Source organism: Mycobacterium sp. (genome assembly GCF_035640695.1).
Classification (GTDB): domain Bacteria; phylum Actinomycetota; class Actinomycetes; order Mycobacteriales; family Mycobacteriaceae; genus Mycobacterium.
Window position 1 is genome coordinate 38,128 of the sequence record NZ_DASQVQ010000017.1, and the last position, 12,113, is coordinate 50,240.

A 12,113-nucleotide genomic window follows, 5' to 3' on the forward strand; every position below is an offset into this window, starting at 1 on the left:
TCGGGCCGGGGTCAGGAGCCGACGGGCCGGGGTCAGGAGCCGACGGTCAGGCCGACCTTCTGGAACTCCTTGAGGTCGCAGTAGCCGGCCTTGGCCATCGACCGGCGCAGCCCTCCGACCAGGTTCAGCGCGCCGAACGGGTCGTCGGACGGTCCGGTCAGCACCTGGCGCAGTGACGGCCGCTCGCCGGTCGCGACCTGCAGCAGCGCGCCGCGCGGCAGCGACGGGTGCGCGGCCGCGGCGGGCCAGAACCAGCCGCCGCCGAGCGCCTCGGCCGCGGCGGCCAGCGGCGTGCCGAGCACCGCCGCGTCGGCCCCGCACGCGATCGCCTTGGCCAGGTCGCCGGAGGTATGGATGTCGCCGTCGGCCAGCACGTGCACATACCGGCCGCCGGTCTCGTCGAGGTATTCGCGGCGGGCCGCGGCGGCGTCGGCGATCGCGGTGGCCATCGGCACGCTGATGCCCAGCACCTCGTCGGTGGTGGTGACGCCGGTGGTGGAGCCGTAGCCGACGATGACGCCCGCGGCGCCGGTGCGCATCAGGTGCAGCGCGGTGCGGTGGTCGAGCACGCCGCCGGCGACCACGGGAACATCGAGCTCGGAGATGAAGGTCTTGAGGTTGAGTGGTTCGCCGTCGCGAGCAACGCGCTCGGCCGAGACGATCGTGCCCTGGATGACGAGCAGATCGATGCCTGCCGCGATCAGCGCCGGGGTCAGCGAGCGCGCATTCTGCGGGCTGACCCGCACGGCCGTGACCACACCTGCGTCGCGGATGCGGGCCACGGCGGCGCCGAGCAGGTCCGGATCGAGCGGCGCGGCGTGCAGCTGCTGCAGCAGCCGGATCGCCGCCGACGGCTCCGGTTCCTTTTCGGCGGCCTCGATGACCTGAGCGATCTTGCCCTCGACATCGGTGTGCCGGCCGATCAGCCCTTCGCCGTTGAGCACCCCGAGGCCGCCGACGCGGCCGAGCTCGATCGCGAACTCCGGCGACACCAGCGCATCGGTGGGATGCGCGAGCACCGGGATCTCGAACCGGTAGGCGTCGAGCTGCCAGGCCGTCGACACGTCCTGCGACGAGCGGGTGCGCCGGGACGGCACGATGTTGACGTCGTCGAGCTCATAGGTGCGCCGCGCCGAGCGGCCCATGCCGATTTCGACCATGTCACGCACGACGGCCCGCCTCCGCTAGTGGGTGTAGTAGTTCGGGGCTTCGACGGTCATCGTGATGTCATGCGGGTGACTCTCCTTCAGACCCGCCGGCGTGATGCGGACGAACTGCGCCTGCTGCAGCTGCGCTATGGTGGCCGACCCGGTGTAGCCCATCGCCGCGCGCAGGCCGCCGGTCAGTTGGCGGATGACCGTCGAGAGCGGGCCGCGGAACGGCACCCGGCCCTCGATGCCCTCGGGCACCAGCTTGTCCTCCGACAGCGCGTCGTCCTGGAAGTAGCGGTCCTTGGAATAGGACTTGCCGCCGCCTCGGCCCTGCATCGCGCCCAGCGATCCCATGCCCCGGTAGCTCTTGAACTGCTTCCCGTTGACGAAGATCAGCTCGCCGGGAGCCTCCGCGGTGCCGGCCAGCAGCGAACCCAGCATCGTCGTCGACGCGCCGGCGGCCAGGGCCTTGGCGATGTCGCCGGAATATTGCAGGCCGCCGTCGGCGATCACGGGCACACCCTTGGGCGCACAGACCGCTACGGCCTCGAGGATCGCGGTGATCTGCGGCGCCCCCACCCCGGCCACCACCCGTGTGGTGCAAATGGATCCCGGGCCCACGCCGACCTTCACCGCGTCGGCGCCGGCCCCGACCAGCGCGGCGGCCGCAGCGCGGGTGGCGACGTTGCCGCCGACCACCTCCACCCGCTCGCCGACCTCGGCCTTGAGCTTGCCGACCATGTCGAGCACCCGGCGGTTGTGCGCGTGCGCGGTGTCCACGATGAGCACGTCGACACCGGCGTCGACCAACGTCATCGCGCGGTCCCACGCGTCGTCGCCGACGCCGACGGCGGCGCCGACAAGCAACCGGCCGTCGCTGTCCTTGGTGGCGTTCGGATGCTGCTCCGTCTTGACGAAGTCCTTGACGGTGATCAGCCCGGTCAGTTTGCCGTGGCCGTCGACGATCGGCAGCTTCTCGATCTTGTGGCGCCGCAACAGTCCCAGCGCCGCGTCGGCGGTCACACCTTCGCGGGCGGTGATCAGCGGCGCCTTCGTCATCACCTCGGAGACTCGCTTGGCCTGGTCCACCTCGAAGCGCATGTCACGGTTGGTGATGATGCCGACGAGCTGGCCGGAGTCGTCGACGACGGGCAGGCCGGAAATTCGGAAGCGGGCACACATGGCGTCGACCTCGGCCAGCGTGTTGTCCGGCGAGCAGGTAACCGGGTCGGTCACCATGCCGGCTTCGGACCGCTTCACCATCTCGATCTGGCCGGCCTGATCGGCGACGGGCAGGTTGCGGTGCAGCACGCCCATGCCGCCTGCGCGGGCCATCGCGATCGCCATCCGGGCCTCGGTCACGGTGTCCATCGCCGAGCTCACCAGCGGCACCTGCAGCCGGATCTTCTTCGTCAATTGGCTCGAGGTGTCGGCCGCGGCGGGCACCACGTCGGAGGCCGCCGGAAGCAGCAGCACATCGTCGAAGGTCAGGCCCAGCATTGCGATCTTGTTCGGGTCGTCACCGCCGGTGGGCACGGGAATGCTGACCGGCGCGGCGCTTTCCGCAATCGACATGGGTGGGGCCTCCATCGGCGCAGATCTAAAACCATCCTATCGGCTTCGACACCGATTTCTTCGAACCTGCGGGGCCGCTCGCGCGGCCGTTCCGCCACCCGCCGGGACGCCCGCCAACCGCTGGCGAGATGTCAGTGCGGCTGCGTAGTGTGGAGACGTGCGCGACCAACTCCCCCCGGGTCTGCCACCTGACCCGTTTGCGGAAGATCCGCTGGACCCGTCGGCGGCGCTCGATGAGATCGAGCCGGGCCAGCCGCTGGACCCGCAGGAACGGGCAGCGGTAGAGGCCGACCTGGCCGACTTGGCGGTCTACGAGGCGTTGTTGGCGCACAAGGGTATCCGCGGTCTGGTGGTGTGTTGCGACGAGTGCCAGCGGGACCACTACCACGACTGGGACATGCTGCGCGCGAACCTGTTGCAACTGTTGGTCGACGGGACGGTGCGCCCCCATGAGCCCGCATACGACCCGGAACCCGACGCGTACGTGACCTGGGATTACTGCCGCGGTTATGCCGACGCTTCGCTGAACGAGGCCACATCGGACCCGGACTACCGCTGAGGGTCGCTAACGGCTGACTAGTCGCCGCGCGAGCCCGGTTTCGGCACCGAGCTGGTGATCACTTCGTTTGGGCCCCCTTGCTGCTTGATCCGTGGTGCAGCAGGCGGGGTGCTCATGGTGGGCTGCTCCGGTGGCGGGGCGTTCGCCGGGCCCTGGCCCGGCTGCAGGGCGTTCGCCGGGCCATGCCCCCGCTGCGGGGCCAGGGCGGGAGCCTGGCCGCCGGGCGGATTAGCCGCGTTGCCTGGCGGATTAGCCGCGTTGCCTGGCGGATTTGCCGCGTTGCCTGGCGCCGGGGCGACGCCGGCGGTCCCGACATCGGCCGGCGGAGGCGGCGGTTTCGGCGGCGTGGTCGACGTCGACGTGGGAGTGTTCGACTGCGGCGATCCACCCTGCCCCGGGGGCTGACCCTGCGCGGGGGGCTGACCCTGCGCGGGGGGACCCTGCGCCGGGGGTTGGCCCTGCTGCGGGGGACCCTGCGCCGGGGGTTGGCCCTGCGGCGGGGGACCCTGCACCGGGGGACCCTGCAGCGCCGGCCCCTGCACCGGCGGAGCCGGACTCTGGGGCGGACTCTGCACCGGCGAAGTCGTCGTGGTGGCGGTGGTCGTCGTCGAGCTCGACGGGGTCGTGGCTTCGGGCGACGCGGGTGCTCCTGGCACGACCGCCGGCCCCGGAATCACCGCGGGCGCCGGCAGGAAGGCCGGCGGCGCCGCGCCGGGCGCCAGCGTCGCATTCGGGTCGCGCGCTTCGACTTTGGCGGCGAGCTGGTTCATCTGGTCGACGAGTTGCTGCTTGCGTTGGGCGTCGTCGACGCCCTGCACCGTCGTGCTGGCGGCAACGAGCTTGTCTTGGGCCTGCTGCCACTTGCCCTCGGTGATCAGCTGCTGAGCTTCGGCGAGTTCGGTCTGCGCGGCGAGCGTGACGTGGTCGTTGCGCATCATGGGCGCCTCGCCGAACACCATGGTGCGCAGTCCGTACAGCGTGTCGCCCGGATGGGCATCGTAGACGATGGCGCCGAAGCCGCCGACGGACAACAACGCCGCGGCAACCGCACCGACCACGGTCGAAAGGAATCTGGTTCGCCCCTGTACCGGCTGAGCGCGACGCAGCGCCGCGGCGGCCTCCCGGGTGGACACCAGCTCAGGAACCGGCCCACGCCGGATGTCGTCACGCCAGTGCGCCAACAGCGACGCGACGGCGAGGTCTCCGGGATCTGACGATGGGACACGTCGCCCGCTGGCGAGCGCGTCGACGATGCGGTCGGCACGCCTCACGGCGTCCAGACCCGATTCGAAATCGGGGAAGTCAGGCATGTCCACGCCCCTCCCCGATGAGCTCGGCACGCAGTCGGGCCAGCGCACGATGCTGGGCGACGCGGACGGCGCCGGGCGTGCTGCCGGTGGCCTCGGCGGTCTCCTCGGCGCTCAGTCCGACGACCACGCGCAGGATCAGGATTTCGCGCTGCTTCTCCGGAAGCACCTCGAGAAGTGCGGCCATCCGGGCGTTCGATTCGGCATCGACGGCCATCTGCTCGGGCCCCGGACCGGCAGCGAAGCGCTCGGGCACTTCGTCGGTGGGCTCCGAGCGGTTTCGGGCCAGCGCACGATGGGCGTCGGCGACCTTGTGGGCCGCGATGCCGTATACGAAGGCCAGGAAGGGTCGTCCCTGGTCCTTGTAGCGCGGCAACGCCGTCATGGCGGCCAAGCAAACCTCCTGCGCAATATCGTCAGCCGACAGACCGCTCCGTTCCGCCGTCCCGACCCTTGCGCGGCAGTACCGAACCACGATTGGACGAATGGTCTCCAGCACTTCGCGGAGCGCTTCCCGATCGCCGGCCACTGCTCCAGCAACGACAGCATCGAGTCGATCTCCCGAAACTGTCATCGAAGAAAGCGTCCTCAACGTTACGTAGCCGAGTGCCTCTCGGCGGTCACCTGACAATAACGATCGCCGGTCGAAGTCCATGTCAACCGGCCCGCGGTCAGCGGTACCAAACACCGCCGCGCCGCCGCAGCTCCGCCGCGCATTCGTCGCGGATGGCCCGGAGCCGATCGGTGGGCATAGTGTCACTGCCTAGGTCGGCTAGCAAGCTGGCTACCGCCCACCGCAGTGGGAGCAAGCCGAGTCGCTCCGTCACGAGCAACGCGTCATCGGCCACGGCGCGCGCCCGCTGCACCCGGCCGGCGGCACAGAGCGCGGCCGCCAGTATTGCGTCCGACTTGACGCGGTGGCGCACCGAGGCCGACGCGTCGGCCAGCTCGCATGCCCGCTCGGCATGGCGCACGGCGGCGCCGCCGTCGCCGCTGCCCATCGCCAGCTCGGCCGTCACCCACTGCAGCCGTATCGGCAGCCGATCCGGCGGGTTCTGCGCTTCGTCCAGCGCCGCGCGCGCCCGGTCCAGCAACGCCGCCGATGCCGCGAACCGCATCATTCCCAACGCATCGGCCGCCAAGCCGACCAGTGCGTCGACCACCGACTGCGCGTCCGCCGCCAACGCCCGCGCGCGCCCGTCCCAGCCCCGGGCAACGGCGTGCCCGCCGAGCTGACGCAGCAACGAGGCATGGGTGCTGTGCGCCAGCGACGCCAACGGCCCAGAGCTGACGTGTCGGCGCAGGACGGTCAAATCGCTGCGAGCGCAGCCGTATTGGCCTTGCCCGCCGGCCGCGACCGCGCGCAGCCAGGTGTCGATCGGCGTGAACGCGGCCGGCAGCGGCCAACGGCCGGGATCGTCGCCGAACGCGGCCGCGGCGAGTCTCCGGTCAACGGGCATGCCGAGCCACCCGCTCATGTCACGCGCGACGCTATCAGCCCGACACGCCACGCCCGGTCCACGAACATTCGTTAACAGTTTGTGGTCCTTGCGTTAAGGCGACGTCAACTGCCTACTGAACGCGAGAAAACACGGCCGCGACACAGGCGGGTGCGAACTGCGGAAATACCGGAGGCGACTCGGTAGATACCACGCTTAGCGCTGCGGCGGGGACCAAACAATGAACGTGACGTTAATTCTCGAACTGCGGTTATGCGGTTCCGCACACAACGTCCCTATTGACTCAATTTCCGCCACACCCCTACCTTGTCTGCACGAGTAGTCATCGGCGACATGTTCTCGGATAGGTTCCACGACTCACCGCCCACTTGGGTCTCCAGATAGGCGCGTAGAGAGGGGTTTTCCAGTGCCACAGCCGCAACAGCTACCCGGCCCCAACGCAGACATCTGGGATTGGCAGATGCACGGCCTTTGCCGGGGCGTCGACTCGGCGATGTTCTTCCATCCCGACGGCGAGCGCGGCCGTGCCCGCGCGGCCCGCGAGAGGCGGGCGAAGGAAATGTGCCGGCGCTGCCCGGTGATGGCCCAATGCCGCGCGCACGCCCTTGCTGTCGCCGAGCCCTACGGCATCTGGGGCGGCCTGTCGGAATCGGAACGGGAACTGTTGCTCAAGCGCGGTATCCGTCGCACGGCCTGACTCGTCCTGCCGAGCGGACGCAGAAGCCCCCAACGATTTCGGGGCTTCTGCGTCTGGTCCCGGGAACGTCCCGCTGTCCCGCTGTCCCGCGAACGTTGCGCGAACTTCAGCGCAGATGACCGTGGTGGTCGTGGTCGGCTTCGTATTCGGGCTTGTCCACCGACGCGGTTCCGGTGGTGTTGGATTACAGCGATAGCGGACACCGCACGGCTACGAGGTGCCCGGCGCAGATTCGGCGCTAATCGGTTCACCGAGGTACGCCTTGATGCATGCATCGGTCAACGCACGTGCCCGCGACGGATCCTCGCCACGATCGACGTTCGCCATGTGCCACGCCTCCCCGGACAGCCTCAGGAAACGACGACCGTCGTCGGTGGCCGTCCATTGCGGCCCGAAGGACGGGTCGATGGACTCGCCGGTCTCCAGGTGAATGGCCAGCCCGAGAACCATCGAATCCCAGCCGATCCCGACCGCTCCCGGCCCGAACTCGCGCCAGTTCTCGTCATCGGAGCCGATGGTGTGCTCGATTACCAACCGCACCCGGTCGAGACCCTCACCGCTGATGCTGACGTCGATCCAACTGACGTTGCCGCCGTACTCCCACGTGGCGGTGAATTTCTTCGGCGGGTCGCACGTCAAGATCGTGCCGTGTGCGTGGCCCTCCAACTGGTAGGAGCCGCCGACATTCAGGTCACCGGTGACTGGTAGGAACCAGCGCGGGATCCGTTCGATGTTGGTGACGGCATCCCAGAGGTCTTCCGCGTCGGTGTTGTACGACTGGCTGATGGTGACGACGTGCGCGTGCCCTGCGCTGATTACGCGCGCTCCGACGTTTCGCGCAACCGCCTTGATCTGATGATCGACGTCGATCTCGGTCATCTTGTCTCCCCTCGTCGTTGTCGTTTTCCGCGCGCGATTTCGGTGCCGAGCGCGTCGAGGTGTGGCGTCCAGAAGCGGCGGAACGCGTTGAGCCACTCCTCCACATCGCGCAGCGCCGCGCCGTTGACGGCGTAGAGCCGACGCTGTCCCTCCGGGCGCACTGAGGTGAAACCGTTGTCCCGCAGCACTTTCAGATGTTGCGATACTGCCGGTTGGGTGATCGCGAACTCATCCTGGATGGTGCCGGCGACGGCGCCAGCGGACAGCTCCCCGTCGGCGAGCAGTTCGAGAATCCGACGGCGCACCGGGTCCCCCAGGACGTCGAACGCATGCACCCAGCCAAACTAAAGCTACGGCTTATATAAGTCAAGTCTTAAGTGGTGCGCGAATGGCCGTGGTGGTCGTCGGCGGCTTCCTCCGGCTTGTCGACCGCGGTCGCGGTGGTACTGAACGAGCGGCGGTCACGACGAAGGATGGTTCCATCTTCGACCGCTGCGCCAGGTGTACCGACCACGGACGTTGGTGACGGCATGGTGGCCCGACAAGACGACGACCAGGAGGTTGGCACGTCGCCTAGCTCCACGCCGAATCCAAATGTCCCCGGCCGATGGTCATCCCAGGTGCGCTGGCTGCGGTTTGGTCGGCACCACGATCACGGTGGGTCCGTCGGCGTCCAGCGCGGCGGTGAACTCGCGGGCCAGCTTCTCGGTGCTGTCGACATTGACTGCCCGGCACCCGAAACCCGTCGCGATAGTGGCGATATCGAGTCCGGGCAGATCGAGGCCAGGCACACCTGGGGTTTCCTCCAGTACCGCGAACGATTTCAGGATCGAGTACTCCTCGTTGCGCATCACGACGAACACGACCGGCAGGCGATGTTGGGCGGCGGTCCAGATCGCCTGCACCGAGTATTGGAACGACCCGTCGCCGATGGTCGCCACCACCGTGCGCTTGACCCCGCGGGCGCGGTCTCCCATCGCGATACCCACCGCCGCGGGCACACCCCAGCCGATACCACCACTGGCGGTGGCGAAAAACGAGGCCGGGCGGGTCGTGGGCAGCCAGCGCAGCTGTTGGGCCATCGTCGATGTCGACTCGGTGACTAGGGGCGACTCGGCAGGTTTGACGGTGCTCAACGCCGACCACACCGCATCCGGCGTCAGCGGTGGCGACACCGCCGAGTCAACTGCAGAGTTACTCACCTGCCTGGCTGGGACTGACCGGTCACCGTGGTCGTCGACCATGCCCACGAGCTGTTCCAAAGCCAACAGGGCATCACCGAGCAAGCTGTCGCCGACCGGCGCGGCTCCCGCCACCGCCGGATCGGCCGTGATCTGCACCAATTCGGTGCCCTCGGGCAAGTACTCGCCGGCAACATACGGGTAGTACCGGAAGACCTGCGCCCCAATCACGACGACAAGGTCGTGACCCCGCAAGATCTCCGTGACACCGGCGATCGTCATCGGCAGCGGTCCCTGATACAGACGGTGATCCTCGGGAAACGCCACCCTGTCGGGAAGCGCGCTGCCGTACACAGGCGCCCCGACCTTTTCCGCGAACAGCACGCCGGCCTCCCAAGCGCCGCTGCGATCGACTTCCGGGCCGAACACCAACAGGGGTCGTTGCGCACGGTTGATGCGGTCGGCAAAACTGTGCAGGCGGTCGCTATCCGGGCCGACCCGGTGGCTCACCGTCCTGACCACCGCGGGACCCAACGCAGGCTTTTCCCAGTCGTCGAGCGGGATAGAGAGAAAGACCGGCCCGGCCGGAGGCTGAAGAGCCATCGCGTATGCACGCATGAACGCTGCGGGCACATCCTCGGCGCGGGCAGGCTGATAGGCCCACTTCACCAACGGCTGCGGCAATACGTTTTCGTCAGGATTGGTCAAATACGGTTCGCACAAGACCATTTCGCGCGTCTGCTGACCCGCCGTGACGATGAGGGGGGTGTTGCCCTTGTGCGCGGCCAGCAGGCTGCCCATCGCGTTGCCGGTTCCGGCAGCCGTGTGCACATTGACCAATGCGGGCTTGCCCGTCGACTGCGCGAACCCGTCCGCCATGGCCAGCACCGACGCTTCCTGCAATCCCAGTACGTAGGTGAAGTCGTCGGGGAAGTTCTTCAAGAACGTCTCTTCGGTGGAGCCAGGGTTGCCGAACACCGTTGTCAACCCGAGCGAACGCAGAAGGTCGTACGTCACGTCGCGCACGGTCTTCTTATCTGCCATTTGCCTGTCTGTCCCTTCTGGTGATCGAGCGCCGTGTATGTGCCGTGGCGTCACGCTCTGCGACCACTATCGCCGGGTTCACGGCCGGGGTCGATGTCTTTGATGACAGCGATCGACGCCGATCGCGGTGCCGCACTACAACGGCTGGCCGGTTGGGGTCAGCCTCACTCACCCGTCCAGGAACCGAGCGCGTCCGCGTTGGCGCGCGCATACATCGCGCCGAGCACCGCCGACTCGGCCTCGTCGATCGCTGCCGCGGCGAAATCGATGGCACGCGCGGTCGCCAGCGGCGGCCGCCTTATCGCTCAAGCGATCGGCAGTCGAGGCCGAGGATCACGTCGCTGACCTTCGAGAAGTCCACGCCTGCGTTCGCCGATTTGTCGACCGGTTTCCACCACGAACGCGTCCGCGTAATGAATCGGTGCAAGGCGGAGTGCACGCGCGGCGGTCGGCACGGGCACCTGACTTACCCCACGCTATGACCCAAATCGGACGTACATAGGCTCCAATTGGGTGGTTTGATTGGGTACCAATTAGGGATGGATGCCTGGATTAAGGCCAATGAGCGCGATCTACCCTCCGTGATTCAGCTTGGGTTCCAGAGCTTCCTAATGTCGCAGGGATTCGATTCCTAGGTCCAGCGCGGCTTCGAGATAGCCGAGGTCGCCGGTGGCCAGCATGATCCCGACTCCGCCCTGGATTCCGGCTAACAGTGCCGCCGCTGCGCGGTCGGCGTTGATGCTCGCGGCGATCTTGTGTTGTTGTTGCATCTGGCGCACGCCGGTGGCGATGGCAACGTGCCACTGCCGCATCAGTGCCGCGGTCACGGACTGCGCCGCGGGGGACGTGCGGCCGATCTCCGACATCAATCCAGCCAGCGGGCAGTGCTGACCCTGCCGGCGGTAGCGATCGACGACGGTGTCGCGCCAACGCTGCCAGGCCGCCCACGACGTCAACGCCGACAGGTGGGGCTGTTGGTCGCTGAGCACGCGCTGCGCCTCGTGCTCGGCCACCGCCAGCAGCAGCTGCTCCTTGCCGCCCGGGAAGTAGTGGAACAGCTGGCTCTTGCTGGTGTGCGTGCGCGACCGGACGTCGTCGAGGGTGGCGATGGCGACGCCGCGGGCGCGGATCTCGGCGGCCGCGCCCTCCACGATCCGCTGCCGGGTCGCGCGTCCCTTCGCAGTCAGAGTTTGGACTTGCGAGTCCATTTTCATGCGTGAATTATGTGGACTCATGAGTCCAAATGCTACCCGTCTGGCCGGCCGGACCGCGCTGGTGACGGGTTCGACGAGCGGTCTGGGCGAGGCCTTCGCCGTCGCACTGGCCAACGCGGGCGCGTTCGTCGTGGTCAGTGGCCGCGACCACACGCGCGGAAACAATGTCGTCACGCGCATCGCCTCCGGCGGCGGCTCCGCGGTGTTTGTTTCGGCCGATCTCGGCGCGGGCAGCGCCGAGGTGCACCGGCTGGCGGCGCAGGCCAGCGCCGCCGCCGGCGACAGGATCGACATTCTGATCAATAACGCCGCGATGCTGCTCGCCCCGACACCGACCGCCGACGTGCCCGAACAGCTGGTGCGTGACGCATTCGCGGTCAACGTCACCGCGCCGTTCCTGCTGACCGGGATCATCGCGCCCGCGATGGCCGAGCGCGGCGCCGGTGCCATCGTCAACATCGGCTCGATCAACGGCCTGATCGGCATGGGCGGCTCGGCGCTCTACAGCGCCACCAAGGCCACGCTGCACTCATTGACCAAATCGTGGGCCGACGAGTACGGCCCGCTCGGGGTACGCGTCAACACCGTGGCGCCCGGGCCCAGCCTGACCGAGCGCACCGCGCAAATAGCCGATTACCTGGCTCCACAACTGGCGCGCATTCCATCCCGACGCGCGAGCACCCCGGCCGAAGTCGCGGCAGCCGTGGTGTTTTTGGCCAGCGACGACGCCGCCAACATTCACGGCGCGACCTTGAGCATCGACGGCGGATGGTCGGCTATCTAGGGTGCGATTTCTCTGGACTTGCGAGTCCATTTCCGTGAATTGCTGCTTACGTAGTGAGAGAGGTCCTCATGCGCGCGATCTATATAGGCGAGTACGGCGGCCCGGAAGTGATGACCTGGACCGACATGCCCGATCCGACGCCCGGCCCCGGTGAAGCACTCGTGCGGCTTCGCGTTGCTGGGGTGAACTACATGGACACCGGCGCCCGAACAAGGCCGTTGCCCGGCTGGTCGGTCCCCACCGTGCTGGGAGTCGAGGGAAT

At 68.1% G+C, this 12,113-nt stretch carries 12 protein-coding genes and 1 pseudogene; 4 read left to right on the forward strand and 9 right to left on the reverse strand.

Annotated features, from left to right (window positions below):
- Positions 1-32: 32 nt before the first annotated feature.
- Complete coding sequence (locus tag VE759_RS02400) at positions 33-1,160, reverse strand: GuaB3 family IMP dehydrogenase-related protein (protein WP_324927894.1); 1,128 nt, start codon at positions 1,158-1,160, stop codon at positions 33-35.
- A 24-nt stretch (positions 1,161-1,184) separates the two neighbouring features.
- Complete coding sequence (gene guaB, locus VE759_RS02405) at positions 1,185-2,726, reverse strand: IMP dehydrogenase (protein WP_324927871.1); 1,542 nt, start codon at positions 2,724-2,726, stop codon at positions 1,185-1,187.
- Positions 2,727-2,883: 157 nt separating this feature from the next.
- On the opposite strand from guaB, the gene VE759_RS02410 reads away from it, so the two are divergent.
- Positions 2,884-3,285 carry a DUF5319 domain-containing protein gene (locus VE759_RS02410; protein ID WP_324927873.1) on the forward strand — a complete coding sequence of 134 codons (402 nt, stop codon included), beginning with the start codon at positions 2,884-2,886 and terminating at the stop codon, positions 3,283-3,285.
- Between the two features lie 17 nt (positions 3,286-3,302).
- Here VE759_RS02410 and VE759_RS02415 read toward each other — a convergent pair whose 3' ends face one another.
- The 3 genes from VE759_RS02415 to VE759_RS02425 all read right to left on the reverse strand — a co-directional run bounded on the left by VE759_RS02415 (position 3,303) and on the right by VE759_RS02425 (position 6,052).
- Entirely contained in the window at positions 3,303-4,595 is a 1,293-nt protein-coding gene (locus tag VE759_RS02415; RefSeq protein ID WP_324927874.1) for an anti-sigma-D factor RsdA, read from the reverse strand.
- A complete protein-coding gene (locus tag VE759_RS02420; RefSeq protein ID WP_324927876.1) occupies positions 4,588-5,166 on the reverse strand; it encodes a sigma-70 family RNA polymerase sigma factor in 579 nt (192 codons plus the stop codon). Before VE759_RS02420 ends, VE759_RS02415 begins: the two co-directional genes overlap by 8 nt.
- Positions 5,167-5,263: 97 nt before the next feature.
- Positions 5,264-6,052, reverse strand: coding sequence for a hypothetical protein (locus tag VE759_RS02425; protein ID WP_324927878.1), 789 nt, complete (start codon positions 6,050-6,052; stop codon positions 5,264-5,266).
- A gap of 406 nt (positions 6,053-6,458) precedes the next feature.
- On the opposite strand from VE759_RS02425, the gene VE759_RS02430 reads away from it, so the two are divergent.
- The gene (locus VE759_RS02430) at positions 6,459-6,749 is read left to right on the forward strand and encodes a WhiB family transcriptional regulator (protein WP_324927880.1); all 291 of its coding nucleotides are present in this window, start codon (positions 6,459-6,461) and stop codon (positions 6,747-6,749) included.
- A gap of 210 nt (positions 6,750-6,959) precedes the next feature.
- On the opposite strand, the gene VE759_RS02435 is transcribed toward VE759_RS02430, so the two are convergent.
- From VE759_RS02435 to VE759_RS02450, 4 genes are all read right to left on the reverse strand, one after another.
- Positions 6,960-7,628, reverse strand: a complete 669-nt coding sequence (locus VE759_RS02435) for an SRPBCC family protein (protein ID WP_324927882.1) — start codon at positions 7,626-7,628, stop codon at positions 6,960-6,962.
- A complete protein-coding gene (locus tag VE759_RS02440; protein WP_324927884.1) occupies positions 7,625-7,963 on the reverse strand; it encodes a metalloregulator ArsR/SmtB family transcription factor in 339 nt (112 codons plus the stop codon). The genes VE759_RS02435 and VE759_RS02440 overlap by 4 nt, the downstream gene beginning before the upstream one ends.
- Positions 7,964-8,239: 276 nt before the next feature.
- Positions 8,240-9,853, reverse strand: coding sequence for a benzoylformate decarboxylase (mdlC, locus tag VE759_RS02445; protein ID WP_324927886.1), 1,614 nt, complete (start codon positions 9,851-9,853; stop codon positions 8,240-8,242).
- Between the two features lie 608 nt (positions 9,854-10,461).
- The gene (locus tag VE759_RS02450; protein ID WP_324927896.1) at positions 10,462-11,061 is read right to left on the reverse strand and encodes a helix-turn-helix domain-containing protein; all 600 of its coding nucleotides are present in this window, start codon (positions 11,059-11,061) and stop codon (positions 10,462-10,464) included.
- A gap of 25 nt (positions 11,062-11,086) precedes the next feature.
- Between VE759_RS02450 and VE759_RS02455 the strand changes: the two genes are divergently transcribed.
- Both VE759_RS02455 and VE759_RS02460 read left to right on the forward strand, forming a co-directional pair.
- Positions 11,087-11,851: an SDR family NAD(P)-dependent oxidoreductase gene (locus tag VE759_RS02455; protein WP_324927888.1), complete on the forward strand. Its 765-nt coding sequence runs from the start codon at positions 11,087-11,089 to the stop codon at positions 11,849-11,851.
- A 68-nt stretch (positions 11,852-11,919) separates the two neighbouring features.
- Positions 11,920-12,113 (forward strand): annotated as a pseudogene (locus tag VE759_RS02460) (quinone oxidoreductase); the annotation flags it as partial.